24 protein-coding genes are annotated in these 26,674 nt (G+C 71.3%); 17 read left to right on the forward strand and 7 right to left on the reverse strand.

Annotated elements, in window-relative coordinates; translation table 11 throughout:
* Positions 1 to 370 precede the first annotated feature (370 nt).
* Positions 371 to 1,312 carry a heme o synthase gene (locus P3T41_RS07590; RefSeq protein WP_280688816.1) on the forward strand — a complete coding sequence of 314 codons (942 nt, stop codon included), beginning with the start codon at positions 371 to 373 and terminating at the stop codon, positions 1,310 to 1,312.
* 128 nt (positions 1,313 to 1,440) lie between these two features.
* Entirely contained in the window at positions 1,441 to 1,779 is a 339-nt protein-coding gene (locus P3T41_RS07595) for a hypothetical protein (RefSeq protein WP_280688817.1), read from the forward strand.
* Positions 1,780 to 1,906: 127 nt separating this feature from the next.
* Here P3T41_RS07595 and P3T41_RS07600 read toward each other — a convergent pair whose 3' ends face one another.
* Entirely contained in the window at positions 1,907 to 2,821 is a 915-nt protein-coding gene (locus tag P3T41_RS07600) for a COX15/CtaA family protein (protein ID WP_280689047.1), read from the reverse strand.
* 589 nt (positions 2,822 to 3,410) lie between these two features.
* Between P3T41_RS07600 and P3T41_RS07605 the strand changes: the two genes are divergently transcribed.
* A complete protein-coding gene (locus P3T41_RS07605) occupies positions 3,411 to 4,064 on the forward strand; it encodes an LAETG motif-containing sortase-dependent surface protein (RefSeq protein WP_280688818.1) in 654 nt (217 codons plus the stop codon).
* A gap of 81 nt (positions 4,065 to 4,145) precedes the next feature.
* Here the strand turns inward: P3T41_RS07605 and P3T41_RS07610 are convergent, their stop codons facing one another.
* Both P3T41_RS07610 and P3T41_RS07615 read right to left on the reverse strand, forming a co-directional pair.
* Positions 4,146 to 4,865 (reverse strand): ABC transporter permease, encoded by a 720-nt coding sequence (locus P3T41_RS07610; protein WP_280689048.1) that lies wholly within the window; start codon positions 4,863 to 4,865, stop codon positions 4,146 to 4,148.
* A 41-nt stretch (positions 4,866 to 4,906) separates the two neighbouring features.
* The gene (locus P3T41_RS07615) at positions 4,907 to 5,833 is read right to left on the reverse strand and encodes an ABC transporter ATP-binding protein (protein WP_280688819.1); all 927 of its coding nucleotides are present in this window, start codon (positions 5,831 to 5,833) and stop codon (positions 4,907 to 4,909) included.
* A gap of 216 nt (positions 5,834 to 6,049) precedes the next feature.
* Here P3T41_RS07615 and P3T41_RS07620 point away from each other — a divergent pair, with 216 nt between their 5' ends.
* The 9 genes from P3T41_RS07620 (at position 6,050) to P3T41_RS07660 (ending at position 13,631) form a co-directional block, all read left to right on the forward strand.
* Positions 6,050 to 6,865: a helix-turn-helix domain-containing protein gene (locus P3T41_RS07620; protein WP_280689049.1), complete on the forward strand. Its 816-nt coding sequence runs from the start codon at positions 6,050 to 6,052 to the stop codon at positions 6,863 to 6,865.
* Entirely contained in the window at positions 6,862 to 8,277 is a 1,416-nt protein-coding gene (sufB, locus tag P3T41_RS07625; protein WP_280688820.1) for a Fe-S cluster assembly protein SufB, read from the forward strand. Before P3T41_RS07620 ends, sufB begins: the two co-directional genes overlap by 4 nt.
* Positions 8,278 to 8,353: 76 nt before the next feature.
* The gene (gene sufD, locus P3T41_RS07630; RefSeq protein ID WP_280688821.1) at positions 8,354 to 9,589 is read left to right on the forward strand and encodes a Fe-S cluster assembly protein SufD; all 1,236 of its coding nucleotides are present in this window, start codon (positions 8,354 to 8,356) and stop codon (positions 9,587 to 9,589) included.
* On the forward strand, positions 9,586 to 9,936 hold the full coding sequence (locus P3T41_RS07635) for a non-heme iron oxygenase ferredoxin subunit (RefSeq protein WP_280688822.1): 351 nt from the start codon (positions 9,586 to 9,588) through the stop codon (positions 9,934 to 9,936). The genes sufD and P3T41_RS07635 overlap by 4 nt, the downstream gene beginning before the upstream one ends.
* Before the next feature lie 2 nt (positions 9,937 to 9,938).
* On the forward strand, positions 9,939 to 10,703 hold the full coding sequence (gene sufC, locus P3T41_RS07640) for a Fe-S cluster assembly ATPase SufC (protein WP_280688823.1): 765 nt from the start codon (positions 9,939 to 9,941) through the stop codon (positions 10,701 to 10,703).
* On the forward strand, positions 10,700 to 11,974 hold the full coding sequence (locus tag P3T41_RS07645; RefSeq protein ID WP_280688824.1) for a cysteine desulfurase: 1,275 nt from the start codon (positions 10,700 to 10,702) through the stop codon (positions 11,972 to 11,974). Before sufC ends, P3T41_RS07645 begins: the two co-directional genes overlap by 4 nt.
* A 16-nt stretch (positions 11,975 to 11,990) precedes the next feature.
* Positions 11,991 to 12,443 carry a Fe-S cluster assembly sulfur transfer protein SufU gene (sufU, locus tag P3T41_RS07650; protein WP_280688825.1) on the forward strand — a complete coding sequence of 151 codons (453 nt, stop codon included), beginning with the start codon at positions 11,991 to 11,993 and terminating at the stop codon, positions 12,441 to 12,443.
* 16 nt (positions 12,444 to 12,459) lie between these two features.
* Positions 12,460 to 12,855 (forward strand): metal-sulfur cluster assembly factor, encoded by a 396-nt coding sequence (locus tag P3T41_RS07655; RefSeq protein WP_280688826.1) that lies wholly within the window; start codon positions 12,460 to 12,462, stop codon positions 12,853 to 12,855.
* A 122-nt stretch (positions 12,856 to 12,977) separates the two neighbouring features.
* Positions 12,978 to 13,631 carry a Uma2 family endonuclease gene (locus P3T41_RS07660; protein ID WP_280688827.1) on the forward strand — a complete coding sequence of 218 codons (654 nt, stop codon included), beginning with the start codon at positions 12,978 to 12,980 and terminating at the stop codon, positions 13,629 to 13,631.
* An 8-nt stretch (positions 13,632 to 13,639) separates the two neighbouring features.
* Here the strand turns inward: P3T41_RS07660 and P3T41_RS07665 are convergent, their stop codons facing one another.
* Positions 13,640 to 13,846 carry a hypothetical protein gene (locus P3T41_RS07665; RefSeq protein ID WP_280688828.1) on the reverse strand — a complete coding sequence of 69 codons (207 nt, stop codon included), beginning with the start codon at positions 13,844 to 13,846 and terminating at the stop codon, positions 13,640 to 13,642.
* Between the two features lie 244 nt (positions 13,847 to 14,090).
* Positions 14,091 to 15,413: an MFS transporter gene (locus P3T41_RS07670; protein ID WP_280688829.1), complete on the reverse strand. Its 1,323-nt coding sequence runs from the start codon at positions 15,411 to 15,413 to the stop codon at positions 14,091 to 14,093.
* 331 nt (positions 15,414 to 15,744) lie between these two features.
* Here P3T41_RS07670 and P3T41_RS07675 point away from each other — a divergent pair, with 331 nt between their 5' ends.
* Positions 15,745 to 17,373: a hypothetical protein gene (locus P3T41_RS07675; protein ID WP_280688830.1), complete on the forward strand. Its 1,629-nt coding sequence runs from the start codon at positions 15,745 to 15,747 to the stop codon at positions 17,371 to 17,373.
* Here P3T41_RS07675 and P3T41_RS07680 read toward each other — a convergent pair.
* Positions 17,362 to 17,847: an SRPBCC family protein gene (locus P3T41_RS07680; protein WP_280688831.1), complete on the reverse strand. Its 486-nt coding sequence runs from the start codon at positions 17,845 to 17,847 to the stop codon at positions 17,362 to 17,364. The genes P3T41_RS07675 and P3T41_RS07680 overlap by 12 nt on opposite strands.
* Before the next feature lie 357 nt (positions 17,848 to 18,204).
* Between P3T41_RS07680 and P3T41_RS07685 the strand changes: the two genes are divergently transcribed.
* The gene (locus P3T41_RS07685; protein WP_280688832.1) at positions 18,205 to 19,371 is read left to right on the forward strand and encodes a hypothetical protein; all 1,167 of its coding nucleotides are present in this window, start codon (positions 18,205 to 18,207) and stop codon (positions 19,369 to 19,371) included.
* Positions 19,372 to 19,408: 37 nt separating this feature from the next.
* On the opposite strand, the gene P3T41_RS07690 is transcribed toward P3T41_RS07685, so the two are convergent.
* Positions 19,409 to 21,028, reverse strand: coding sequence for a helix-turn-helix domain-containing protein (locus P3T41_RS07690; protein ID WP_280688833.1), 1,620 nt, complete (start codon positions 21,026 to 21,028; stop codon positions 19,409 to 19,411).
* A 209-nt stretch (positions 21,029 to 21,237) separates the two neighbouring features.
* Here P3T41_RS07690 and pruA point away from each other — a divergent pair, with 209 nt between their 5' ends.
* The 3 genes from pruA to P3T41_RS07705 all read left to right on the forward strand — a co-directional run bounded on the left by pruA (position 21,238) and on the right by P3T41_RS07705 (position 26,648).
* Entirely contained in the window at positions 21,238 to 22,866 is a 1,629-nt protein-coding gene (gene pruA / locus P3T41_RS07695) for an L-glutamate gamma-semialdehyde dehydrogenase (RefSeq protein ID WP_280688834.1), read from the forward strand.
* A gap of 111 nt (positions 22,867 to 22,977) precedes the next feature.
* The gene (locus tag P3T41_RS07700; RefSeq protein ID WP_280688835.1) at positions 22,978 to 23,907 is read left to right on the forward strand and encodes a proline dehydrogenase family protein; all 930 of its coding nucleotides are present in this window, start codon (positions 22,978 to 22,980) and stop codon (positions 23,905 to 23,907) included.
* A 272-nt stretch (positions 23,908 to 24,179) separates the two neighbouring features.
* Entirely contained in the window at positions 24,180 to 26,648 is a 2,469-nt protein-coding gene (locus P3T41_RS07705; RefSeq protein ID WP_280688836.1) for a putative Ig domain-containing protein, read from the forward strand.
* Positions 26,649 to 26,674 lie beyond the last annotated feature (26 nt).

The raw sequence follows: 26,674 nt of genomic DNA on the forward strand, positions 1-26,674 counted from the left end.
GACTCTGGTTCGGTAGTGCCGGTCACGGAGGGTTGATCCCGCTGCTGCGGCCGAGCCTACCGTCCGGGCCGGGGCCCGCCTTCCGTACTGCGACAACCCGGAGTTTCGTCATCGGATTCCCACGAATACTGAGTGCAGTGCGTCGCCGGACCATGTACCACCTTGGCCGGTTTCGCCCGGTTCTGCCCGCCTGAGCGGCGGGCGGTTCGCCCACTCACCCACGGGAGTGCGGCGCGGCCCCGTCAGCGGACCCCGGGGCGGATCGGGAGATATGCACCGTCTAAGGTGGCGTGGTACGCGCAGCGTGAACGGATTCACGAGCAATCGACCCGGGGACGCCTGCGAAGATTCATCTTCAGTTGGGGTGTTCGTGACCGCCGTTGAATCCCGCCCCGCCGGGGTCCTCGGGACGACCCGCGCGCGCCGGCCGTTCGGGGCTCGTGTCGGGGCCTTCGTCGCACTGACCAAGCCTCGGATCATCGAGCTGCTGCTGATGAGCACCGTTCCGGTGATGTTCCTGGCGCAGCGCGGGGTGCCCAACCTCCTGCTGGTGCTGGAGGTTGTCGTCGGGGGGTACCTCTCCGCGGGTGGCGCGAACGCGCTCAACATGTACATCGACCGCGACATCGACGCGGTGATGAGCCGCACCGAGCGCCGACCGCTGGTGACCGGGATGGTCTCGCCGCGCGAGGCCGTGGTCTTCGGGATCGCGCTGGGCGTCGTCTCCACGCTCTGGCTCGGCCTGCTGGTCAACTGGCTGGCCTCCGGGCTGGCGCTGACCGGGTACCTCTTCTACGTCTTCGTCTACACGCTGGGCCTCAAGCGGCGCACCGCGCAGAACATCGTCTGGGGCGGCATCGCCGGCTGCATGCCGGTGCTGGTCGGCTGGGCCGCGGTGACCGGGTCGCTGAGCTGGGCGCCGTTCGTGCTCTTCCTGGTCATCTTCTTCTGGACCCCGCCGCACTACTACCCGCTGTCCATGAAGGTCCGCGAGGACTACGTGAAGGCCGGCGTGCCGATGCTGCCGGTGACCGCGGGAGACCTGGCGGTGGCCCGGCAGATCGTCGCGTACTCATGGGTCATGGTGGCCGTCTCGCTGGCGCTGTGGCCGCTGGCGCACACCAGTTGGCTCTACCCCGTCTCGGCCGTGGTGCTGGGCGCGTTCTGGCTGAAGGAGGCGCACGGCCTGCACGCCCGCGCCAAGGCCGGTGTGGTGGGCGCCAAGCTCAAGGAGATGCGGCTCTTCCACTGGTCGATCACCTACCTGACGCTGCTGATGGTCGTGATCGCGATCGACCCGTTCGTCAGGTAGTCAGGTTCCTCAGGTAGTCGGCCCCGGTGTGTTCGCGACACCGGGGCCGTTCGTTCTCCCGCTTCTGTGTCGGGCGGCACAGGACCACGCCGTCGCGTGTTCCGCTACTCGTGGGTAGCATGCGGGTCATGAGCAGCGCAGAGACCCTCGCCCCCAACGCCGTGGACGCCCGTGCCGAGCGCCGGGCCAAGCGCATCGCCAAGCACCTGACCGCGTTCTCCGCACAGCACGGCGGCAGCGCCGACGCCGTGGTGGAGTACGTGGGCCGGGACGCCACCCGGATCGTGCTGGTCGGTCAGGACGGCGCCTGGGGCGACCAGGTGGCGCCCAGCTACGCCGTGGGCCGTCGGGCCGCCGAGCTGGCCGGGGTCACGCTGCACGACTCCTTCGAGGGTGAACTCGCCCTGAAGGTACGCACCGGCCCGTACGAGTGGAAGCGGATGGCGGGCATCCAGCTCGGCGGCTGACGTCGTCGATCCGGATCCGCCGTCCGGTACGGACGGTACGGACGAAGGCCCTGACTCCCCGGTGCGGTGGGAGTCAGGGCCTTCGCCGTTCTTGGCGCCGTGCTCGGGCGTTCCTGCTGACGAGCCGTCAGACGGCTGCCCCCTGCGGGGCCTGCGCGGGCAGCGGCGCGGCTTCCGCCTTCTCGGCGTCCCGGGTGCGCAGCGCCAGCGGGACGCGCAGCACGGCGATCCAGGTCAGCGAGGCGCCGAGCATGTGCAGGCCGACCAGCAACTCCGGCGCGTCGGTGAAGTACTGGACGAACCCCAGCACGCCCTGCGCCATCAGCACCACGAACAGCTCCCGGGCCCGGGCCCGAGCGGCCGGCGGGGCCTTGACGGCGGCCAGCACGAAGATCACCGCGAGCGACAGCCCGACGGTCACGCAGGCGAGGTCGGTGTGCAGCTGGGCCAGCCGGTCGTAGCTGATCGGCACCCGCGGCACGTCACTGGAGTCCCCCGGGTGGTGCCCCGCCCCGGTGACCAGCGTGCCGGCCACCACCAGCGCGCCCGTGGCGGCCACCAGCACGTGGCTCAACTGCCGAACCGGCCCGGTGACCAGCGGCCGGGCCGGCCCGTCACCCTCCTTGGCCCGCTCCCAGGTCACCAGCGCCACCCAGACCAGCGCCAGCGCCGAGAGCATGTGGCAGGCCACCACGTACGGGTTGAGCTTGACCAGCACGGTGATCCCGCCGAGCACGGCGTTGCTCATCACCACCCAGAACTGCCACCACCCCAGCCGGGTCAGCGACCGCCGCCACGGCGTCGCGCACCGCGCGGCCAGGATCGCCCAGCCGACCGCCGCGCAGAGCACGTCCGTCAGCGTCCGGTTGGTGAACTCGATGATCCCGTGGAGGCCCATCGCCGGCGTGGGCGTGATGCTGTCACCGGTACAGGTCGGCCAGGTCTTGCAGCCGAGCCCGGACCCGGTCAACCGCACCGCGCCGCCGGTGACCACGATGACGACGCTCATCACCAGCGCGGCGAAGGCGGCCCGCCGCACCATGGTGGCGGACGGGTGCCAGCGCTCGGCCAGCAGGGAGAAGGGGGTACGCACCGTTTCATCCTAGGTTGCGCGCTTGCCGATCTTGCGGCGGGGGAGCGCCAGCGTGTGGCGGTCGGCGCGGCGCGACCGTGGACCGGGTCCGGCGGCCTCGGCGCGGTCGCACGACGGGCTCGTCCTCGCGGGCGCTTTCGGCGTGATCCCGGTGACCGTTGGCGGCGCGGAAGGCCTGATCGGGAGCACCGTGTGGCAGGTCGAGCCGTCATGGGGGAGCGAATGGCCTGATGTTTGCTCAAATATCTCAAACCGGGCGCCCAGCGATCATTTGTGATCACTGTGCGCCCGGTTTGCTTGCGGTGTGAGCAAGGCAACGCGGGTCCGGCGGACGGCTGTTGCCTGAGGTGAGCCGCGTGGTGTGCTTCTCAGCATGTCAAGGCCCGGGCAGCTAGGCGGAATTCAGCCGATCCACGGGGGGCGTCAGGGGCCCTGGTGCCGGTAGAGTCCCCCGCACCAGGTGTAGCCGGTCGCTTACAGATCACCGGATGGTTGGTCAACGACCGTGCCGCACAGCCTCATTCGGAAGGACTTTGCTATGGCGCGACAAGCGCGGATAACCGGCCGCACGTTCGCGGGGGCCGCCGTGCTCGCGGTGGCCGCCACCGGTCTGCTGGCCGGTACCGCTTCGGCGCACACCTACACGATCACGCATACGTGCTCGTCGGTCACGGTCAATCTGGCCAACTACAACTCGAACGTCACCAACACCATCACGGTGACCGAGGGCGACCAGACCGTGCTGCCCACCCAGACGTTCAAGGACACGTTCCAGCAGACGTTCCAGGTGGACCCCAAGCACTCCGGCGTGGTCGACGTGACGATCGCGGTCGTCGCGGGTGATGACCCGACGATGAAGCACACGTGGACTTTCACCGACGTGGAGCATGTGCCGGTCTGCCCGACGCCCACCCCCACCCCGAGCCCCACCCCGCCCAGCCCGACGCCCAGCCCGACCCCCACCACGGCGTCGCCCACCCCGACCACCCCCGCGCCGACTTCGGCCAAGCCGACCACCCCGGCGCCGAAGCCCACCACCCCGGCGCCGAAGCCGAGCAGCACGGGTCCGTCGCTCGCCTTCACCGGTGGCGGCAGCGACTCCGGCATGATCGCCGGTGTCGGTGCGGCCGTGGTGGTTCTCGGTGGCGGGCTGGTCTTCATGACCCGTCGTCGCAAGGCCGGTCGTCACTAGGTGACGCTGAACGTCGCTGATCAACGCTGAAGGGGTGGGGACCGCAACCGGTCCTCACCCCTTCTTCTGTTCGGTCGGCCGCTACTCCCAGCGGAAGAACCGCGCCGCCGCCGCCAGCCCGAGCACCGCCCAGACCGCCAGGATGCCGAGGTCCGACCAGGGCACCCCGGCGCCGGTCTGCAGGACGGTGCGCAGTCCGTCGGAGAGCGCGCTGATCGGCAGCAGGTCGAGCAGCGAGCGCACCGCCGAGGGGAACTTGGTCAGCGGCACGATCACGCCGCCCGCCAGCAGCAGCAGGATGAAGACCAGGTTCGCGGCCGCCAGGGTGGCTTCGGCCTTCAGGGTGCCGGCCATCAGCAGGCCGAGTCCGGAGAAGGCGGCGGTGCCCAGGATCAGCAGCGCGAGGACCGAGAAGAGATCGCCGTGCGGCGACCAGCCCAGTGCCAGCGCGATCACCGAGAGCAGTGCGACCTGCAGCGCCTCGGTGACCAGCACGCAGCCGGTCTTCGCGGTCAGCAGCGCCCAGCGCGGCAGCGGGCTCGCGCCGAGCCGCTTGAGCACGCCGTAGCGCCGTTCGAAGCCGGTCGCGATCGCTTGTCCGGTGAAGGCGGTGGACATCACGGCGAGCGCCAGCAGGCCGGGCGCCAGGAAGTCGACCCGCTTGCCGGGGCCGGTCACCGACACCACGTCGACCGCGCTGAACAGCACCAGCAGCACGGTCGGGATCACCACGGTGAGCAGCAGCTGCTCGCCGTTGCGCAGCAGCATCTTCGTCTCGAAGGCGGTCTGCGCGAGCAGCATCCGGTGGACGGGGGCGGCGCCGGGCCGCGGTGCGTAGGTACTCACGAGCGCAGGTCCCGTCCGGTCAGTTCGAGGAAGACGTCTTCGAGGCTGCGCCGCTGCACGGTCAGCCGTTCGGGCAGTACGCCGGCTTCGGCGCACCAGGCGGTCACGGTGGCGACCAGTCGCGGGTCCATCGGCGCCTCGACGCGGTAGTTCCCGGGGGCGAGTTCCACGGCCGCCGCGCCGTCGGGCAGCACCTTGGTCAGCGCGCCGAGGTCCAGCCCGGGCGGGCCGTCGAAGTGCAGGCTGCTCTCGGCGCCGCCCCGGCAGAGCTCGTCGGGGCTGCCGCCGGCGATCACCCGGCCGCCGTCGACGATCTGGACGGCGTCGGCGAGCTGCTCGGCCTCGTCCATGTAGTGGGTGGTCACCACCACCGTGACGCCGTCCCGGCGCAGGTCGCGGACCAGCTCCCAGGTGGCGCGGCGGGCTTGCGGGTCCAGGCCCGCGGTCGGCTCGTCCAGGAAGACCAGCTCGGGGCGGCCGACCACGGCCATGGCCAGCGCGAGCCGCTGCTGCTGGCCGCCGGAGAGCCGGCGGTAGCTGGTGCGGCCGCACGAACCCAGGCCCAGGCGCTCGACCAGGGCGGGCACGTCCAGCGGGTGGGCGTGCAGCTTGGCGGTGTGCTCCAGCATCTCGACGGCGCGGGCGCCGGCGTACACACCACCCGACTGGAGCATCACGCCGATCCGGGGTCGCAGCTCGGCTGCCTGCCGGATCGGGTCGAGTCCGAGCACCCGTACCGTCCCCGCGTCCGGACGGCGGTAGCCCTCGCAGGTCTCGATGGTGGTGGTCTTGCCGGCGCCGTTCGGGCCGAGCACGGCGGTGACGGTGCCGCGCTCGATGCGCAGGTCGAGGCCGTCCACCGCGGTCTTCTCGCCGTACCGCTTGACCAGCCCGGCGATCTCGACGGCGGGTGAGTTCTGCATACCGGCGAGTGTAGGAGGCCGGACCGAAGGGGCCGGACGTCGCCCCGGCTAGATCGTTTTCGCAGGTCAGGTAAGCCTTACCTGCGTGACCGATCCCACCGTTGAGGCGTAGGTCACGGCTTGTCCGGTCGGAGCTAATTACGCAACAATGGTGTTGTGAAAAACATCCGCGAGCACCAGCAGGAGCAGGAGGCCGAGTCGGCCCCCGGCTTCCCGGTGCCCGCGACCTCGGCGGAAGTGCTGCTGGACGGCCACCGGGCGACCCGGGACCGGGTCGCCCGCTCGATCCTGGACCACGGTCCGTCCTCGGCCGCCGATCTGGCCAGCCGGCTCGGGCTGACCGCCGCGGCGGTCCGCCGCCACCTGGACGGGCTGGCCGCGGCCGGCCTGGTCGAGTCCCGCGAGCAGCGGGTCTACGGCAGCCGGGGCCGGGGGCGACCCGCCAAGGTGTTCGCCCTCACCGAGTCCGGCCGGGACGCCTTCTACCAGGCCTACGACCAGCTCGCCGCCGACGCGCTGCGCTGGATCGCCGAGGCGGTCGGTGGCGGCAAGGCCGGCGAGGAGGCGGTCGCCGCCTTCGCCCGGGCCCGGTTCGGCAAGCAGGGCCAGCGCTACCTCGGCGCCCTGGAGCGGGCCGCCGCCGACCAGCGGACCGAGGCGCTCGCCGAGGCGCTGAGCGCCGACGGGTACGCTGCGACGGTGCGGCGTGTGCCGTCCGCCGCCCCGGCCGCCAAGGCCCCGGCCGGCGCCCAGCTCTGCCAGCACCACTGCCCGGTCGCGCACATCGCCGAGCAGTTCCCCCAGCTGTGCGAGGCGGAGACCGAGGTCTTCTCCCAGCTGCTGGGCACCCATGTGCAACGGCTGGCCACCATCGCCCACGGCGACGGGGTCTGCACCACCTATGTGCCGGCACCCGGTGCCGCACCGTCGCCCGCCGCGAGTGAAAGCTCTGGCGATCGCACCGGTGCAGCGCCGACTGCCGGTACGACCACCGAAACACCGACTGCGCCTGCGCGGAGGAACCCCGCATGACTGACACCGTTTCCCACCCGGAGCTCGAAGGTCTGGGCACCTACGAGTACGGCTGGTCGGACCCCGACGCGGCCGGCTCGGTGGCCAAGCGCGGCCTGAACGAAGACGTCGTCCGCGACATCTCGGCGAAGAAGTCCGAGCCGGAGTGGATGCTCAAGCTGCGCCTCAAGGGCCTGAAGCTGTTCGAGAAGAAGCCCATGCCGACCTGGGGCTCCGACCTCTCGGGCATCGACTTCGACAACATCAAGTACTTCGTGCGCTCCACCGAGAAGCAGGCCGAGTCCTGGGAGGACCTGCCCGCCGACATCAAGGCGACCTACGACAAGCTCGGCATCCCGGAGGCCGAGAAGCAGCGTCTGGTCGCCGGTGTCGCCGCGCAGTACGAGTCCGAGGTCGTCTACCACCAGATCCGCGAGGACCTGGAGGAGCAGGGCGTGATCTTCCTCGACACGGACACCGCGCTCAAGCAGCACCCGGAGCTCTTCCAGGAGTACTTCGGCACCGTGATCCCGGTGGGCGACAACAAGTTCGCCTCGCTGAACACGGCGGTCTGGTCCGGCGGCTCGTTCATCTACGTGCCGAAGGGCGTGCGCGTGGACATCCCGCTGCAGGCCTACTTCCGGATCAACACCGAGAACATGGGCCAGTTCGAGCGGACGCTGATCATCGTCGACGAGGACGCCTACGTCCACTACGTCGAGGGCTGCACCGCGCCGATCTACTCCTCGGACTCGCTGCACAGCGCCGTGGTCGAGATCATCGTCAAGAAGGGCGGCCGCTGCCGCTACACGACCATCCAGAACTGGTCGAACAACGTCTACAACCTGGTCACCAAGCGCGCCGTGGCGTACGAGGGCGCGACCATGGAGTGGGTCGACGGCAACATCGGCTCCAAGGTCACCATGAAGTACCCGGCCGTCTACCTGATGGGCGAGCACGCCAAGGGCGAGACCCTGTCGATCGCCTTCGCCGGCGAGGGCCAGCACCAGGACGCCGGCGCCAAGATGGTGCACATGGCGCCGAACACCTCCTCCAACATCGTCTCCAAGTCGGTGGCGCGTGGCGGTGGCCGCACCTCCTACCGCGGTCTGATCGAGATCGGCGAGGGCTCCAAGGGCGCCAAGTCCAACGTGCTCTGCGACGCGCTGCTGGTGGACACCATCTCCCGCTCGGACACCTACCCCTACGTCGACGTCCGCGAGGACGACGTCTCGATGGGTCACGAGGCGACCGTCTCCAAGGTCAGCGAGGACCAGCTCTTCTACCTGATGAGCCGTGGCATGACCGAGTTCGAGGCGATGGCGATGATCGTGCGCGGCTTCGTCGAGCCGATCGCGCGTGAGCTGCCGATGGAGTACGCGCTGGAGCTCAACCGGCTGATCGAGCTGCAGATGGAGGGCTCCGTCGGCTGACGCCTTGTCCTTCGAGACGAGGCAGTAGCCGTCCGACCCCGCTGACACTTTGAGGAAGAGAGCAACACGAACAGCCATGGCTGATACGCCCATGAACACCGCCGGCTCCACCACCGCCGGGTCGATCGAGGTCGGTACCGCCGGTGCCGGCGCGCAGCTCGCCGGGCCCGGCACCGGCCGAGCCACCGCACTGCAGCCGATCGACGCCCGGGTCGCGGTGAAGCCCTCGTACGACGTGAACGACTTCCCGGTGCCCACCGGCCGCGAGGAGGACTGGCGGTTCACCCCGCTGCACCGCCTGGGCGGGCTGCACGACGGCAGCGCCGTCAGCGCGCCGAAGGGTGAGGACAAGGTCGAGTTCAGCCTGCCGGACGGCGTCACCGCCGACCTGGTCGGCCGGGACGACGCGCGGATCGGCAAGGCCGGCAAGCCGGTCGACCGGGTCGCCGCGCAGGCGTTCAGCGCGTTCGAGCAGGCGCTGGTGGTCACCGTCCCCAAGGACGCGGTGCTCACCGAGCCGGTCAGGATCGACGTGCGCGGCGAGGGCGGCGTCCGCTTCGCGCACGTGGTGATCGACGTCAAGCCGTTCGCCGAGGCCGTCGTGGTGCTGAACCACACCGGCACCGGCACCCGGGCCGCCAACGTCGAGCTGCTGGTGGGCGACGGTGCCAAGCTCACCTTCGTCTCGGTCCAGGACTGGGACCGGGACGCGGTGCACACCTCCCAGCAGACCGCGCTGGTCGGCCGGGACGCCTCGCTCAAGTCCGTGGTGGTCACCTTCGGTGGCGACCTGGTGCGGATCCACCCGCGGGTCACCTACGCGGCCCCCGGCGGCGAGGCCGAGCTGTTCGGCCTCTACTTCGCCGACGCCGGCCAGCACCTGGAGCACCGCCTGCAGATCGACCACGACACCCCGCACTGCCGGTCGAACGTGGTCTACAAGGGCGCGCTGCAGGGCCAGGACGCGCACGCGGTCTGGGTCGGCGACGTGCTGATCCGCGCCGCCGCCGAGGGCACCGACACCTACGAGCACAACCGCAACCTGGTGCTCACCGACGGCGCCCGGGTCGACTCGATCCCGAACCTGGAGATCGAGACCGGCGAGATCGTCGGTGCGGGCCACGCCTCGGCGACCGGCCGCTTCGACGACGAGCAGCTCTTCTACCTGCAGTCCCGCGGCATCCCGCAGGAGGAGGCGCGCCGCCTGGTGGTGCGCGGCTTCTTCGCCGAGCTGGTGCAGCAGATCGGGGTTCCCGAGCTCCACGACCAGCTGATGGAGAAGATCGAGGCCGAACTGGCGGGCGTGGCATGAGCGAGCGCAGCGAGCGAACCACCAATGCTGTGTACGTGCGTGTCTGCTCGCTGAACGAGCTGGGCGAGGACTCGCCCAAGCGCGTCGAGCTGGGCGGTGGGCTGGCGATCTCGATCGTGCGCACCGAGGGCGAGGTGTTCGCGATCAACGACATCTGCTCGCACGCGAACGTCTCGCTCTCCGAGGGCGAGGTCGAGGACTGCCGGATCGAGTGCTGGCTGCACGGCTCGACGTTCGACCTGCGCACCGGCAAGCCCTCCGGACTGCCCGCCACCCGGCCGGTTCCCGTTTACCCCGTAAAGATCGAAGGGGACGATGTGCTCGTCTCCGTCACCCAGGAGTCCTGAGCATGGCAACCCTTGAAATCCGCGACCTGCACGTCTCCGTCGAAACTGAGGCCGGCCCCCGTGAGATCCTGCGCGGCGTCGACCTGACGGTCAAGCAGGGCGAGACCCACGCCATCATGGGCCCCAACGGCTCCGGCAAGTCCACCCTGGCCTACACCCTCGCCGGGCACCCGAAGTACACCGTCACCAGCGGCCAGGTGCTGCTGGACGGCGAGGACGTGCTGGCGATGACCGTCGACGAGCGCGCCCGGGCCGGCGTCTTCCTGGCCATGCAGTACCCGGTCGAGGTCCCCGGTGTCTCGGTCTCCAACTTCCTGCGCACCGCGGCCACCGCGATCCGCGGCGAGGCCCCCAAGCTGCGCACCTGGGTGAAGGAGGTCAAGGAGGCCATGGCGACGCTCCAGATGGACCCGGCCTTCGCCGAGCGCAACGTCAACGAGGGCTTCTCCGGCGGCGAGAAGAAGCGCCACGAGATCCTCCAGCTCGAGCTGCTCAAGCCGAAGATCGCGATCCTCGACGAGACCGACTCCGGCCTCGACGTCGACGCGCTGCGCCAGGTCTCCGAGGGCATCAACCGGGTCGCCTCCTCCGGTGAGGTCGGCACCCTGCTGGTCACCCACTACACCCGCATCCTGCGGTACATCAAGCCCGACTACGTCCACGTCTTCTCGGCCGGCCGGATCGTCGAGTCCGGTGGCGCCGAGCTCGCCGACAAGCTGGAGAACGAGGGCTACGAGGCTTACGTGAAGGGCGGCGCTTCCGAGTGACAATCATTCATCCCGGCTCGACGCTGGCGGGTCTGCTCGACACCGACGCGATCCGCAAGGACTTCCCGGTGCTGCAGCGGGTGCTGCACGACGGCAAGCCGCTGGTCTACCTGGACAACGCGGCCACCTCGCAGAAGCCCCGGCAGGTGCTGGACGCGCTCAACGCGTACTACGAGCAGCACAACGCCAACGTCCACCGCGGCGTGCACGTGCTGGCCGAAGAGGCCACCGCGCTGTACGAGGGCGCCCGGGACAAGGTCGCGGCGTTCATCAACGCGCCGAGCCGGGACGAGGTGATCTTCACCAAGAACGCCTCGGAGTCGCTCAACCTCGTTGCCAACATGTTGGGTTGGGCTGACGAGCCGTACCGCGTGGACGCGGACGCGGAGATCGTCATCACCGAGATGGAGCACCACTCCAACATCGTGCCGTGGCAGCTGCTCTCGCAGCGCACCGGCGCGAAGCTGAAGTGGTTCGGGCTGACCGACGAGGGCCGGCTCGACCTGTCCGACATCGAGCAGCTGATCACCGAGAAGACGAAGATCGTCTCCTTCACGCTGGTCTCCAACCTGCTGGGCACGATCAACCCGGTCGAGGCGATCGTCCGCCGCGCCCAGGACGTCGGCGCCCTGGTGCTGATCGACGCCTCGCAGGCCGCGCCGCACATGGTGCTGGACGTGCAGGCGCTGGAGGCCGACTTCGTCGCCTTCACCGGTCACAAGATGCTCGCGCCCACCGGCATCGGCGTGCTGTGGGGCCGCCAGGAACTCCTCGAGGACCTGCCGCCGTTCCTCGGCGGCGGCGAGATGATCGAGACCGTCACCATGGGCTCGTCCACCTACGCCCCGGCGCCGCACAAGTTCGAGGCCGGCACCCCGCCGATCGCCCAGGCGGTCGGGCTCGGCGCGGCCATCGACTACCTGTCCAACGTGGGCATGGAGAAGATCGCCGCCCACGAGCACGCGATCACCGAGTACGCGGTCGCGCGCCTCCAGGAGGTGCCGGACCTGCGGATCATCGGCCCGCGCACGGCGGTCGACCGCGGCGCGGCGATCTCCTTCGTGCTCGGCGACATCCACCCGCACGACGTGGGCCAGGTGCTGGACGAGCAGGGCATCGCGGTCCGGGTCGGTCACCACTGCGCCCGCCCGGTCTGCCTGCGGTACGGGGTTCCGGCCACCACTCGCGCGTCGTTCTACCTGTACTCGACGCCGGGCGAGGTCGATCTGCTGATCGACGGCCTGCACCACGTCCGCAACTTCTTCGGCTGAGGGGTGTGACGGCGACATGAAGCTCGACTCCATGTACCAGGAGATCATCCTGGACCACTACCGCAACCCTCACGGCAAGGGCCTGCGCGACGGCGACGCCGAGGTCCACCACGTCAACCCCACCTGCGGTGACGAGATCACCCTGCGGGTGCGGCTCGACGGCGCGGTGGTCGCGGATGTCTCCTACGAGTCGCAGGGCTGCTCGATCAGCCAGGCCAGCGCCTCGGTGCTGAACGACCTGGTGGTCGGAAAGCCGATCGGCGAGGCCCAGGCGATCCAGGAGGCCTTCCTGGAGCTGATGCAGAGCAAGGGCCAGGCCGAGGGCGACGAGGAGGTGCTGGAGGACGCGGTCGCGTTCGCCGGCGTCTCCAAGTACCCCGCCCGGGTCAAGTGCGCGCTGCTGAGCTGGATGGCCTGGAAGGACGCCACCGCGAAGGCGCTCGCCGAACAGCCGGCCATCAACAACTGACGAGGACCGATTGAGCATGAGCGACACCGAGGCCGGCACCCCGGCCCCCCAGGCGGACGGCCAGGCCGAGGGCCCGACCGTCATCGTCGGCACCACCGCGGGCACCGTCTCCGTCGAGGACCTCACCGAGGCCCTGATGGACGTGGTCGACCCCGAGCTGGGCATCGACGTGGTCAACCTTGGCCTGATCTACGGCATCCACATCGACGAGTCCGACGTCGCCACCATCGACATGACGCTCACCTCGGCGGCCTGCCCGCTGACCGACGTCATCGAGGACCAGGCGAAGACGGCGACCGACGGCCTGGTCCAGGATCTGCGGATCAACTGGGTCTGGATGCCGCCGTGGGGCCCGGACAAGATCACCGACGACGGGCGCGAGCAGCTGCGGGCGTTGGGGTTCAACGTCTGACAGCCGTCAACCCGCTGCCGCGTGGATCGCTCCTTTGAGGGGAGCTGCCATGCGGCAGCGGCGTCTCTGCGTACTCTGGGCGATGCTGGGCTTGCGACCGTGGAGGGAGTGCCGAGGTGTCTGTGGCTGCGATCGCGCATTACATGCTGCCCGACTCCCCGTATGCGATGTGGGCGCGGGGCGAGCTGGCCGATTATCTGCACCTGCCGAATGACGGCACGCGGGTGGAGGTGATCGGAGGGGAGATGTTCGTGTCACCTGCGCCTGCCTTCGCGCACGCCGGAATCATCGCGACTATCCAGCGGGTGATCGACGGTCGGGGATTCGTCGACCCTCAGTTCCCCTGGCGGAGCATGCAGGTGCTTGGCCTCGACATGGTCGAGCTCGGTGACGGTTATATTCCTGACCTGCTCGTTTTCCACGCGGACACCGAGACCAGAGCCTGGTCGGAAGGCGCCAGGTTTCTCACTCCCGACCAGGTTGAGCTGGTCGTCGAAGTGACGTCGAAGTCGAACGCACACAACGATCGTGAGCCGGTGGTCGGGCGTCGGGCCCTTGGTACCAAGTGGAGTGGTTACGCCCGCGCAGGGGTGGCGCATCATCTGCTGGTCGACCGGGATCCGAAGCGGTCGCGGGTCACCCTCTATGGGAGTCCGGATCGCTTCGCCGGGCGCTACGAAGAGTTGCAGGCCTGGAAGTTCGGCGACGTGGTGCGACTGCCGGAGCCCTTCGGCTTCGAGTTCCGCACCGAACTCTGGCGCCCCTGGTCCGACTGAATTCGGGCTCAGTCGGCTGCGTCCGAGGTGAGGTGTGCAACGACCCGGTCGACGTGGGCAGCGCGGTCACGTAGCAATTCGGTGCTGATCAGCACCTGGTGGTCGGTGGCGAGCGGGCGGAACAGCGGGCCGGCGACGGGGACCGCGATGATGTGCAGGTGGAACTCGCCGAGACTGGTGCGCCGCTGGAGTGCGTTGACGGCGTCCGTCATCATGTGGGGTCCACCGGGTCGGCGAAGCCGAGTGCGTCGCGGACGGCGAGCGCGCGGGCCGCGTCCTGGGTGAAGTCCAGAGTGATAGACCACGGTATGCCGGAACGGCTGTGCATACGGTGCCCTCCTCGCGTCAGGGTTCTTCGATGGTGGCACCATTCTGATGGCCCGTCAGGCGAACGCCACGGCCCGGACACCGTCGGGCGTCCGGGCCATGTGCTGTTCCGGGCTCGGCGTCGCGGCGGCCCTAACCCCGCCGCAGCACCGCCCCCGCGAGCCCCAGGCAGGCCGCTGCCGCGATCACCGCGAAGCCGCTGACGGCCGGGAGCAGGCCGTAGTGCTGGGAGAGGGCGCCGACCGCCACGATGGGCAGGGAGCTGCCGAGGTAGACGATCACCCAGAGGGTGCTCATCTCGCTCGCGCGGCGGGCCGGGTTCATGGCGGCCACCGCCGTGGTGAAGAGGGAGCGGAAGGCGATGCCCTGGCAGGCGCCGCCCAGCACGCTGCCGGCGAAGAGCAGGGCCGGTTGGTGGGCGTACTCGGCGGTGACGACCAGGGCGAGGCCGAGGGCGAGGCCGGTCATGCCCAGGGCGATGAAACGGCGGTCACGGGTGGGTGGGACGAGCAGCTGGGCCAGTGCGGAGGAGCCCAGCAGCAGGGCGGCGACCACGGCGCCGACCATCCGGGAGTGGGTGTGCAGCAGGCCGGCCGAGAAGGCGGGGGCCAGGCTCAGGTAGACCCCGAAGACGGCGTACGAGACGAAGCCGGCGCCCGCCGCGAGCAGGAAGGTGCGGCGGCCCTGGGCGGGCAGCGCGAGGCGGCGCGGGCGCAGGTGGAGCGGGGCGGTGACGCGCGGCGGGGCGTCGGCCGGGCGGCGGGCGCCGGGCATCCGGGGGTGCACCAGCGCCAGCGGCACGCAGAGCACCAGCAGCGCGACGGCGTGCGCCAGGAACGGGGTGAGCAACGGGTGCGAGCCGCCGGCCAGCGAGGCGCCGACCACCGGGCCGAGCGCCACGCCGCCCGCCGAGCAGGCCAGGGTGAGCTTGGCCGCCAGCGTCGGGTGGTCCGGCAGCAGGTCGCCGAGGGCCGCGCCGGCGGCGCCGGTGGCCAGGGCGACGGCGATGCCCTGCACGGCCCGTCCGGCGGCCAGCTGGCCGAAGGAGTTGGCGGTGGCGAAGAGCGCGTCCCCGCTGGCGGCCAGGCAGACGGCGGGCAGGATCAGCGCGCGCCGCCCGAGCAGGTCGGACCAGTGGCCGACCGCGGCCAGCACCGGGACCAGCGCGAAGACGTAGACGGTGAAGAGCAGCGTGGTGTCGAAGGCGGTCAGGCCCAGGCGCTGCTGCAGCAGGGGGTAGACCGGGGTGGCCAGGTTGGCCCCGATCAGGAGCAGGAGCAGGGCGGCGGCACAGAGGCCGACGCGGACGCCGCGCAGCGCGTTCCAGCGGCTGACGGCGGCCAGCTGGAGCTGGGTCCGTGGTGCGAGCTCCAGGGGGAGCAGGGCCTCCGAGAGCCGGTGCCCGGGGCGCTGCACGAGGGGCAGGCCGGAACCGGCGGGGGAGAGGTCCGCCATGGCAGGGGTCTCCTGTGTGGCCGGGCGCCACCGCGGGTCGGCGTGGCATGCCGACGCGCCCGTCCGGTGGCGCTGTGGTGGTGGCCGTGGGTGCGGGAGGACCGTGGTGGAGCGGGGTGAGCTGAACAGAGCTGGGCGGCATTGCCCAGGCGTGACCGCGCGCGGGGTGTGCACGGGGTCGAAAGGAAGGATACGGGGTGGTGCGGTACCGGCGTGCACGGGTGGCACGCGCCCCCCGCAGGAGGGGCGCTGCCGAGGCAACGGCCGATACGCTGATCGCAGAGTGTGCAGAGTGTGCAGAACCCGATCCTTCGCTAGGAGCTCGCGCCTGATGGCCGGACGACGTCGTAAGAACCCTGACCACCCGTCGGTGACCGGGCCGGACGCGCTGCCCGGCAACGAGGGTCTGCTGCCGGCCGACTTCGAGCTGGCCGACCTCTACGGCGCGCACGGATCGGACGCGGAGGAGGACCTGGACGACCTCTCGGTCATGGTCCCGCCGGTGCGGCTGCTGCCGGAGGCGGAGCTGGCGGCGGCCGCGCTGGCCGTGCCGCTGATCGAGCGGGCGGTGCGGCTGGCCCGATGGAGCGCGCCCACCCGTCCGGTGGACGAGCTGGGCGACCTGCTGGACGAGGACCGCGAGGCGGCCGCCCGGTTCCTCGACCTGGCACCGGCCGAGGGCGAGGTCGCCGAGGAGGCGGTGCTGGAGGCGATGCGGGTCTGGTCGCTGGCCAGTGACCTGGAGCTGGTGCTGGTCGCGCACGACGAGGCCGGCAACCGCGCGGCGGGCCCGAGCAGCGAGCTGGCCCCGGTGGAGGCCGGCGATCCGGAGTCGGTGCTGGAGCTGTGGCTGGCGGCCGCCGATCTGATCGCCGAGCTGGCGGTGGAGATCGAGCCGCTGGACGCCGAGCCGGACGCGGGCGAGGAGGCCGACGACGCGCGGGCCGAGGAGCTGCTGGCCCAGTACGAGGAGGTCCAGGAAGAGGCCGCCGAGCTGCTGGACGAGGCGCTCCAGGTGCTCTACGAGGCCACCGCGTTCGCCGAGCCGGGGCAGGAGACGGTGCCGCTCGGCGTGCTGGCCGCGCTGCTGGTGGTCCCCGACGGCGAGGAGCCGGACGAGGAGATGCTCGGCGACATCACCGATGTGATGGTCGCCCTGGACCCGATGCTCGCCGACCTGGCCGAGATCGGGTTGCTGGAGTACCAGCCGATCGACCCGGAACTCTTCGACGAGGAGGAGGCCGGGTCCGAGCAGGCGCCGCAGGACACCGAGCGGGCCCTGGACGAGGCCGAGGCCGCCCGGTTCGGCCTGGTCAAGCTGACCCCGCTGGGCCAGTACGGGATCCGCCAGTGGCTGCTCGACGAGGGCTACGAGGCGCCGTTGATCGGCGAGCTGGCCACCGGCGACGCCGTCGCGCTGCTGCAGGGCATCGCCGAGGCCGGCAACGTGCTGCCCGAGCAGGAGATCCGGGTCTGGCTGGCGGACCGCGAGCCGCTGGCCGCCGCCCGCGAGCTGCTGGACGCCGCGCGTGGCGAGGACCGCACCGCGCCGCTGCGCCGGATGCTCGCCCAGCTGGCCCTGACCGAGCTGGGCGAGGCGGCCGAGCCGGCCGCCCGCGAGGTGCTGGACGACGCGGAGCTGGGCGGTGGCGCGCGAGCCTGGCTAGTCTCGCGCGGGGCCGCCGACGTGCCCGCGCCGAGCCGCACGATGGTGCTGTGGACCACCGTGGACACCTTCGCCGCCCAGCTGCTGGACAGCGAGGGCGACGCCGAGGTGTTGCGCGAGCTGATCTCCGGGATGCCGGTGACCGACAACCCGGCGAGCTTCTTCGGCGAGCTGTGGCGGGTCGAGCACCCGTACACCGCTCAGGTGCTGGAGTCGGTCGGCGAGCTGCACCTGGACCGTCAGGTGGCCAAGGAGGCCCGCAAGGCGGCCTTCAAGGCGCGGTCACGGCAGTAGCCGGGCGGGCAGCGGCCCGGCGGACAGGTGGCGGCGCAGTCCGCGCCGCCCCGAGCGCATCATCAGCGCGTGGTTGGCCAGGAAGACCGGCCGCCCGGGCAGCGCGAGGAGCCGCATCAGCGGCTTGCCGCCGCGCACCTGCTCCTCGAAGACGGCCAGGCTGGCCCCGGGACCGTCCGGCGTGACGGTCCACCGGGACCAGCCGGCCAGATCGCCGGTCAGCTCCGCCTCCAGTACCCCGCCCTGCCCGGCACCCCGTTCCTCCTGCCGCCGCTCCCGGGCGGTCAGCACCAGCTCGTAGGGCAGCACCGAGCGGATCCGCAGCCGCCCGCTGCTGCCGTCCAGCCGCTGGACCTGGCGCACCTGCGGCCACCAGCGCGGATAGCCCTCGACGTCGCGCAGCGCCCGGAAGACCGCGTCGGGCGGCGCGGGCAGTCGCCAACTGGTGGTCAGGTGGTACTGGTTGAAGTCCATACCGCCGATGATGCGGCCACGGCGGCTCGGGCGGCCCGAGCGGCTCGCGCCGCCCGGTTTCGGTGCACGGGAACCGGCCGCCACCGTTCGGTCGTCATACGGCCAAGCGTAGGCAGGGGCACCCGACAACATAGGCCCGATCCGCGCGTGGCGGGCCCGGAGCGGGTATCTGCCAACCGTACGAGGGAAGCTGATGGCCCAGCAGGTAGCGCGCACGTATCGTGGGCGAACGCGGCCGACCGGGCGGGCGACTCCCGTCCGCGGGTGGCCGCGGACCGAACGACGGCGAGGCCCGGGGGTGCGGCGAAGGTGACGATCGGCAGCGGGAGCTGGGCCGCGGAACCGGGTGACACGGCCATGCCACTGCGGACCGAGGCGGGGCCCGGGCCCGGCGAATGCCTGGCGGACGAGGAGTACTTCGGGCAGCAGGAGCGCCATGTCCGGCAGGTCTTCGGGGAGTTGGACTTCCCGGTGTACGGCGTGGACCGGGCCGGGCGCGGCGCCCGCGGCATCGCCCCCGAGCCCGGCGCGCACGCCGACAGCGACGCGATGAGCGGCTACGAGACGCACAACGGCGAGATCACCTGGATCGAGCTGCGCTCCGGTGACTGGACCTCGCTGGAGGGCCCGTACGTCACCGTGCGCACCTACCAGCCGGGGGTGGAGCGTTACGCGCCGCTGCCCGAGTTGGAGGAACTGGTCGAGCGCGAGCGGGACCGGATCTACGAGCAGCTCGGCATCGACGAGGGCGACTGCCCGGGGCGGGTCCGCGCGCTGCGCGAGTGGATCAGCGTGGCGGGCGAGCCGACGGCCGTGCAGATCCACGAGGAGAGCGGGGCCGGCAGCGGTCCGGCCGCCCGGGCCCGCACGGTCTGGGCCGGGCGGCTGCTGGTCTACGGCTCGGTGGTGCTGGTCTGCGGTCGCGGGATCGCGCCCGCGGACATCGAGTTGGACCAGCTGGACGGCGCCGGCCACGAGCGCTTCACGGTCGGCCGCACCGAGCTGCTGCGCGGGGTGGCCGCGCGCCGCCGCCGGCGCCTGGCCCAGCTCCAGCGCAGCCACCTGGCGCTCAGCGGCCTGGACGCGCACCGGGCGCTGCTGGAGTTCAGCGTCGAGCGCACGCTGGCCCACCGGGCGCACCGGCTCTCCCGCGGCCGCACCCGGATGCCGCGCCGGCTGCGGGTCGCCGAGCCGCCCGAGCAGTGGGAGGCCGCGGTCCGCCAGCAGATGCACTACGCCTGCGAGAGTCGCACCGAGGCCTGCGCGGCGATCGGCTCGATGGTCGGCCACCTGCTGCTGCTCGCCGAGCGGACCGAGTGGCTGATCGGCAGCGCGCAGGGACGGGCCGCGCTGGAGGAGGTGATCCGCTACACGGCGTTCGCCAGCCAGGTGCCGAGCCTGCCCGCGCAGCGGGCCTGGGAGGAGCTGAGCCGCCGGCGGACGGGCGCGGCCGAGGAGGTGGAGTGCGCCGAGCAGGCGTGGCTGGCGGCCTGGGAGCAGTGGCGCAGGGAGCGCGGGCGCTGAGTAGACAGGGGTGCAGCCGCCCGGGCCAACGCCCCCGTCAGCTCGGCTCGTTCGGCTCCTCGGACGGCAGGCGCAGCTGGAGCATCGCCAGCAGCCGCTGCTGCGGCTGGGCCAGGTCGATCCCGGTCAACTGCTCGGCCCGCCGCACCCGGTAGCGCAGCGTGTTGGGGTGGATGTGCAGCGCCTGCGCCGCCACCCGCACCTCGCCCAGCGCGTCCAGCCAGGCCAGCACCGACTCGGCCAGCCGGGTGCCGTGCCGGGCGTCGTACGCGGTGAGCGCCGCCAGCCGCGGATCGCGCAGCGCCGGCCGCTCCTGGAGCAGCGCGAGCACCTCGCTGACCAGCACCTCCGCCTGCACGTCGATCAGCGCGGCCACCTCGGGCACCACCCCGCCGCGCCCCATCGCGTCCAGGATCCGGTCCGCCTGGGCCCGGGAGGCGGGCACCGCCGCCAGGCCGTGCACGGTGCTGCCGATCGCGGCCCGCAGCGCGATGCCCAGGTGGTCGCGGGCCGCGTCGACCACCTCCTGGGCCCAGTCCCGCACGGTGGTCATCGGCAGGTTGGCCGGCAGTTCGGGCAGCAGCACGTAGACCCGGCTGTCGATCGGCGCGAGCAGCGCGCCCCGGTGCCGGGCGGCGGTGTGCACCGAGATCAGGCCGGTCACCTCGGTGCGGCTCAGGTCGGCGCCGACTGCCGCGTAGGCGAGCACGGTGGCCGGGCGGTGCTGGTGCAGGCCCAGGTGGGTGGCCAGCGACTGGGGTCCGGTGCTGCCTTCGAGCAGGCCGGTGAGCAGGGTCCGGGTCAGCCGGACGTCGGCCGACAGCTCGCGGCGGCGCCGCATCAGTTGGGCCGCCGCCACCCGGGCCGCGCCGACCAGCGCCTGCTCGGCCTGCGGGGCGAGCGGCTGCGAGCCCTCCTGGACCCAGATCGTGCCCAACGGCTGGGCGCCGGCCCTGATCCCGATCGCCAGCCGGCGGCGCAGGCCGAGCTCGGGGTGCGGCTCGACCGCGATCACGCTGTCCGAGCTGCGCAGGTGCTGGAAGATGCCCCACTCGCGGAGCTTGGACAGGTACGGCTCGGGCCCCTGCCAGCCCAGGATGGACAGCCGCCGCAGGTCGTCCACCTCGTCCGAGTCGGCCGACCGGGAGTAGGCCAGCACCCGGCTGGAGGTGTCCTCGATCGAGACGATCCCGCCGGTCAGCACGGCGGTGGTCTGGGCCAGTGCGAAGAGGTCGCCGACGCCGCCGGCCCCCGAGCCGGCCTCGGTGCTCTCCGGCAGGTCCGGGCCGTTGATCACCGCGCGGGCCAGCGCGTCCAGTTGCTCCCAGCGGGTCTCGCTGCGCACCGAGAGCAGCGCCACGCCCGCCTCGGTGGCCGCCTCGCGCAGGGCGTCGGCCTGGCCCGGGGCGTCCAGCTTGACGGCGACGGCCGCCGCCTTGGCCCGTCCGGCGGCGCGCAGCGCGGGCAGCGCGGCGCGGCCGCGGGCGCCGATGGCCAGCACCAGCTCGCCGGGGTTGGCGGTGGCCGGGTCCTCGGGGTCGAGGATCGCCACCTCGCGCACCGGGACGTCCAGGCCGGCGGGCGCGGCCTGCAGCTCGACCAGGGGCTCGCCCAGCGACATGAGCAGTTGACGGAGCGGGAGGCCGGTGGTGCTCATCCGGGGCCTCCTCGGGTTCGTGTTGCCGGGCGTGCGGCTCGTGCTGCCGGACGTACTGCGTGATGTTCATCCACTCGGACAATGCCGTACGGATGACTTTAGCCGCCTGGCCAACCATGCGGGCCCGGCTCGAGCCTTAACGTTCCTTCATGGCCCGCGTGTGACCCCCGCACTGGCCACCCCCACGACTCGAAGGAGAGCGCGCGCTCATGGACGCTGTAACCCAGGTCCCCGCGCCGGTGAACGAGCCGGTCCACAGCTACGCCCCCGGCAGCCCGGAACGGGCTCGCCTGGAGGCCAAGCTGAAGGAGCTGGGGGGCCAGGAGCCCGTCCAGCTGACCATGACGATCAACGGTGAGCGCCGGATGGGCGCGGGCACCGAGATCCACGTCGTCCAGCCGCACAACCACGCGGCTCGGCTCGGCACCCTGCGCAACGCCACCCAGGCCGACGCGCAGGACGCCATCGACACTGCCCTGGCGGCCGCTCCCGCCTGGCAGGCGCTCTCCTTCGACTCGCGCGCCGCGATCTTCCTGCGCGCCGCCGACCTGCTGGCCGGCCCCTGGCGCGAGACGCTGGCCGCGGCCACCATGCTCGGCCAGTCCAAGACCGCGCAGCAGGCCGAGATCGACTCCTCCTGCGAGCTGATCGACTTCCTGCGCTTCAACGTGCACTTCGCCCGGCAGATCATCGCCGAGCAGCCGATCTCCTCCGACGGCGTGTGGAACCGCAGCGACCACCGCCCGCTGGAGGGCTTCGTCTACGCGATCACCCCGTTCAACTTCACCGCCATCGCGGGCAACCTGCCCACCGCTCCGGCGCTGATGGGCAACGTGGTGCTCTGGAAGCCGTCCCCCACCCAGCAGTTCTCCGCGCATCTGCTGATGGAGCTGCTGGAGGAGGCCGGGCTGCCCAAGGGCGTCATCAACATGGTGACCGGCGACGGCCTGGACGTCTCCGCCGTGGCGCTCAAGCACCCCGCGCTGGCCGGCATCCACTTCACCGGCTCCACCCCGACCTTCCAGCACCTGTGGCGCGAGGTCGGCAACAACATCGCCGGTTACCGCAGCTACCCGCGGATCGTCGGCGAGACCGGTGGCAAGGACTTCCTGGTCGCCCACCCGTCGGCCGACCCGAAGGTGCTGAAGACCGCGATGACCCGCGGCGCCTTCGAGTTCCAGGGCCAGAAGTGCTCGGCGCTCTCCCGCGCCTACGTGCCCGCCTCGATCTGGGCCGGTCTGAAGGACGAGTTCCAGGCCGAGGTCGAGGGCCTGACCATGGGCGACGTCACCGACCTCGCGAACTTCATGAGCGCCGTGATCGACGAGCGCGCCTTCGCCAAGAACAAGGCCGCGATCGACCGCGCCCAGGCCGACCCGTCGGTCGAGGTGCTGGCCGGCGGGACCTACGACGACTCGGTCGGCTACTTCGTCCGCCCGACCGTGCTGGTCTGCGCCGACCCGGCGAGCGAGTACTTCCGCGACGAGTACTTCGGCCCGATCCTGGCCGTCCACGTCTACGAGGACGACAAGTACGACGAGATGCTGGCGCAGATGGAGTCGGTCTCGCCCTACGGCCTGACCGGTTCGATCCTCGCCCAGGACCGCGCCGCCGCCCAGGACGCGATGCACAAGCTGCGCTTCGCGGCCGGCAACTTCTACATCAACGACAAGCCGACCGGCGCGGTCGTCGGCCAGCAGCCGTTCGGCGGCGGCCGGGCCTCCGGGACCAACGACAAGGCCGGCGCCAAGCAGAACCTGGCGCGCTGGACCTCGACCCGGTCGATCAAGGAGACGTTCGTCCCGCCGACGGACTACCGCTACCCGCACATGGGCTGACGGTCCATCAGATCCATCCTTCCCGGGGCGGCGGCCCACCCTCAGCCGCCGCCCCACCCCTTTCTCCCCCACGTTCTCTCTCTCCCCCACACCTGTGATCCAGGAGTACCGATGCTCCGTTCCGCCCTCCTCGCCGCCTCCCGCTCGCCGCAGGTGCGCACCCTCGTGGAGAAGTTCCCGCCGACCCACGCGATAGTCGAGCGCTTCGTTGCCGGCGAGCTGCTCGACCAGGGCATCACCGCCACCGACGAGCTGGTCGCCACCGGCCGCAAGGTCACCCTCGACCACCTCGGCGAGGACACCAAGGACGCCGCCCAGGCCGCCGGCACCGCCGAGGCCTACGAGCTGCTGCTGGCCGCGCTCAAGGAGACCGGCCTTGCGGCGAACGCCGAGGTCTCGGTCAAGCTCTCCGCGGTCGGCCAGTTCCTCCCGGTGGACGGCGAGAAGATCGCGCTGGAGAACGCCCGGCGGATCTGCGAGGCCGCCGCGGACGCGGGCACCACGGTCACCCTGGACATGGAGGACCACACCACCACCGACTCGACGCTGGGCATCGCTCGCGAGCTGCGCGCCGACTTCCCGTGGCTGGGCGTCGTGCTGCAGGCCTACCTGCGCCGCACCGAGGACGACTGCCGGGAGTTCGCCGCCGCCGGTTCGCGCGTGCGCCTCTGCAAGGGTGCCTACAAGGAGCCGGAGTCGGTCGCCTTCCAGGGCAAGCACGACGTCGACCTGGCCTACGTGCGCGCGCTCAAGGTCCTGATGGCGGGCGAGGGTTACCCGATGATCGCCTCGCACGACCCCAACATGATCAAGATCGCCGGCCAGCTCGCCGAGTGGAACGGTCGCACCCGCGACAGCTTCGAGTACCAGATGCTCTACGGCATCCGCCCCGAGGAGCAGCTGCGCCTGGCCGAGGCGGGCAACACCATGCGGGTGTACCTGCCGTACGGGCAGGAGTGGTACGGCTACTTCATGCGCCGCCTGGCGGAGCGTCCGGCGAACCTGACGTTCTTCCTGCGGGCGATGGCGACCCGGGGCTGACGGTCGGTCAGCTGGGCTGAGCTGTGGCGGAGTCGAATTCGGCTCCGCCACAGTCGTGTTCGTAGAGCCTGCGTAGTGATCCACTGGGAGCCGACGCTCATCCGCGCGTCCATCGCCGCAACCCTTCCGGCGGACCTGGCGCGAATGCGACATGTCATGTTCCAGCCATGCCATCGGCCTTTCCCGGGGGCGCTGGGGGCGCCAGCATCCGTCTGCCCCGTGTCGGCGGCAGCCGACACTCATCCGGTACCGCTCGGTATGTCAGGAGAGACATGTCCGGACTGGCTAGAAAAGGCTCCTTACTCCTCGCCGGTGCTCTCGCCGCCGCGACGGCGCTCACCGCTCCCGCGTTCGCCGCCGCCCAGACCGCCTCCCACGGCCCGCGCGCGCCCCGCGCCACCGCTCCAGCCCTCACGCCCGCCCTCACGCAGATCAGCAGTGACCCGTACTCCGACTCGCAGGCCCAGCACGCCACCGAGGTCGAGCCGGACACGTTCAGTTCCGGCAGCACGATCGTCTCCGCCTTCCAGGTCGGCCGGGTCACCGGCGGCGGCGCCTCCAACATCGGATGGGCGACGTCGAGCGACGGCGGCCAGAGCTGGACGCACGGGTTCATGCCCGCCACCACCGCCAACACCGGCGGCCCCTACGGGCAGGTGAGCGACGCCTCGGTGGCCTACGACGCCAAGGACGGCGTCTGGATGGTCTCCTGGCTCGGCATCACCACCGGCAGCAACGTCGACGTCGAACTCAGCCGTTCCACCGACGGCGGCCACACCTGGGGCAACCCCGTCGCCGTGTCCACCAACGCGTCGTATGACAAGAACTGGACGGTCTGCGACGACCACGCCGCCAGCCCGTACTACGGGCACTGCTACACCGAGTACGACGACGCCGGCGCCGGCGACATCGAGCACATGCGCACGTCGACCGACGGCGGAGCGACCTGGGGCAACGAGCTGGGCCCGGCCGACAACCCCAGCGGGCTGGGCGGCCAGCCGGTCGTGCAGCCCGGCGGCACCGTGGTGGTGCCGTTCTCGTCGGCCAGTTCGGACGCCGAGGACGCCTTCGTCTCGACCGACGGCGGCGCGAGCTGGGGTGCCAGCGTGCAGATCGCCACCGTCTCGCACCACACGGTCTCCGGGCTTGAGGACGCTGCGGCGGACACCGCGAAGCTGCCCCCGCGCGACACTCTGCGCGAGAGTTCGCTGCCGTCCGCCGAGATCGACGCCTCCGGCACGGTCTACGCGGTCTGGTCCGACTGCCGCTTCCGCAGCGGCTGCACGAGCAACGACATCATCATGTCGACCTCCACCGACGGCACGTCGTGGAGCACGCCGGTGCGGGTGCCGATCGACGCGGCCACCAGCACGGTGGACCACTTCACGCCGGGCATCGGCGTGGATCCGAGCAGCTCGGGCAGCACCGCCCGCCTCGGTCTGACGTACTACTACTACCCGAACGCCTCCTGCACGGACACGACCTGCCAGCTGGACGCGGGCTACGTCTCCTCCACCGACGGCGGTGCCACCTGGACCGCGCCCCTCCAGCTGGCCGGCCCGATGACGCTGGCCTGGCTGCCGAACACCAGCCAGGGCCGGATGTTCGGCGACTACATCTCCACCTCCGTCCTCGCCGGCGGCAACGCCGTCCCCGTCATCCCGGTCGCCCACGCCCCCAACGGCAGCACGTTCGACGTGGCGATGTACGCACCGACCGGCGGTCTGCCGGTCGGTCAGGCCTCGGGAAACACCGTCACCGTCGCCAGCCCGGGCAACCAGACCAGCACCGCCGGCACCGCGGTCTCGCTGCAGATCTCCGGCAGCGACTCCGCCTCCGGCCAGAGCCTGACCTACTCCGCGACGGGCCTGCCGGCGGGGCTGTCGATCTCCGCCTCCGGTCTGATCTCCGGCACCCCGACCACCGCCGGCACCTCCTCGGTGACGGTCAAGGCGACGGACGGCACGGGCGCGTCCGGCCAGATGTCGTTCACCTGGACGATCAACCCCAGCGGCGGCACCGAGACCGTCACCGTGACCGGCCCGGGTAACCAGACCAGCACCGTCGGCACCGCGGCCGCACTGCAGATCACCGGCTCGGACTCGGCGAGCAAACCACTCACCTACTCCGCCACGGGCCTGCCCGCCGGCCTGTCGATCTCCGCCTCCGGTCTGATCTCCGGCACCCCGACCACCGCCGGCACCTCCACGGTGACCGTCACCGCCTCCTCCGGCACCGCCTCCGGGTCCACCACTTTCACCTGGACCGTCAACCCCAGCAGTGGCTGCAGCAGCCCGGGCCAGAAGCTCGGCAACCCCGGCTTCGAGACCGGCACCGCCTCCCCCTGGACCGCCTCGGCCGGCGTCATCGACAACTCCAGCAGCGAACCCGCCCACTCCGGCAGTTGGAAAGCCTGGCTGGACGGCTACGGCAGCACCCACACCGACACCCTCTCGCAGACCGTCACCATCCCCGCCGGCTGCACCGCGACCCTGAACTTCTACCTCCACATCGACACCGCCGAGACCGGCACCACCGCCTACGACACCCTCAAGCTGCAGGTCGGCAGCACCACGCTGGCCACCTACTCGAACCTCAACAGCAACACCGGCTACACCCTGCACTCCTTCAACCTGTCCAGCTATGCCGGACAGACCGTGACCCTCAAGTTCACCGGCACCGAGGACGCCTCCCTGCAGACCAGCTTCGTCATCGACGACACCGCGCTCAACGCCTCCTGATCCCGAGGGGCTCCCCCCGTCACCCG

The organism is Kitasatospora sp. GAS204B (genome assembly GCF_029892155.1).
Classification (GTDB): domain Bacteria; phylum Actinomycetota; class Actinomycetes; order Streptomycetales; family Streptomycetaceae; genus Kitasatospora.

Coding starts and splice junctions, on each gene's coding strand:
- P3T41_RS07615 (WP_280688819.1), bottom strand. CDS start 5,833: ATGCAGAACTCACCCGCCGTCGAGATCGCCGGGCTGGTCAAGCGGTAC.
- sufD (WP_280688821.1), top strand. CDS start 8,354: ATGGCTGATACGCCCATGAACACCGCCGGCTCCACCACCGCCGGGTCG.
- P3T41_RS07665 (WP_280688828.1), bottom strand. CDS start 13,846: ATGATGACGGACGCCGTCAACGCACTCCAGCGGCGCACCAGTCTCGGC.
- sufB (WP_280688820.1), top strand. CDS start 6,862: ATGACTGACACCGTTTCCCACCCGGAGCTCGAAGGTCTGGGCACCTAC.
- P3T41_RS07605 (WP_280688818.1), top strand. CDS start 3,411: ATGGCGCGACAAGCGCGGATAACCGGCCGCACGTTCGCGGGGGCCGCC.
- P3T41_RS07670 (WP_280688829.1), bottom strand. CDS start 15,413: ATGGCGGACCTCTCCCCCGCCGGTTCCGGCCTGCCCCTCGTGCAGCGC.
- P3T41_RS07610 (WP_280689048.1), bottom strand. CDS start 4,865: ATGCTGCTCGCGCAGACCGCCTTCGAGACGAAGATGCTGCTGCGCAAC.
- P3T41_RS07705 (WP_280688836.1), top strand. CDS start 24,180: ATGTCCGGACTGGCTAGAAAAGGCTCCTTACTCCTCGCCGGTGCTCTC.
- pruA (WP_280688834.1), top strand. CDS start 21,238: ATGGACGCTGTAACCCAGGTCCCCGCGCCGGTGAACGAGCCGGTCCAC.
- P3T41_RS07595 (WP_280688817.1), top strand. CDS start 1,441: ATGAGCAGCGCAGAGACCCTCGCCCCCAACGCCGTGGACGCCCGTGCC.
- P3T41_RS07635 (WP_280688822.1), top strand. CDS start 9,586: ATGAGCGAGCGCAGCGAGCGAACCACCAATGCTGTGTACGTGCGTGTC.
- P3T41_RS07680 (WP_280688831.1), bottom strand. CDS start 17,847: ATGGACTTCAACCAGTACCACCTGACCACCAGTTGGCGACTGCCCGCG.
- P3T41_RS07690 (WP_280688833.1), bottom strand. CDS start 21,028: ATGAGCACCACCGGCCTCCCGCTCCGTCAACTGCTCATGTCGCTGGGC.
- P3T41_RS07600 (WP_280689047.1), bottom strand. CDS start 2,821: ATGGTGCGGCGGGCCGCCTTCGCCGCGCTGGTGATGAGCGTCGTCATC.
- P3T41_RS07700 (WP_280688835.1), top strand. CDS start 22,978: ATGCTCCGTTCCGCCCTCCTCGCCGCCTCCCGCTCGCCGCAGGTGCGC.
- sufU (WP_280688825.1), top strand. CDS start 11,991: ATGAAGCTCGACTCCATGTACCAGGAGATCATCCTGGACCACTACCGC.
- P3T41_RS07685 (WP_280688832.1), top strand. CDS start 18,205: ATGCCACTGCGGACCGAGGCGGGGCCCGGGCCCGGCGAATGCCTGGCG.
- P3T41_RS07655 (WP_280688826.1), top strand. CDS start 12,460: ATGAGCGACACCGAGGCCGGCACCCCGGCCCCCCAGGCGGACGGCCAG.
- sufC (WP_280688823.1), top strand. CDS start 9,939: ATGGCAACCCTTGAAATCCGCGACCTGCACGTCTCCGTCGAAACTGAG.
- P3T41_RS07675 (WP_280688830.1), top strand. CDS start 15,745: ATGGCCGGACGACGTCGTAAGAACCCTGACCACCCGTCGGTGACCGGG.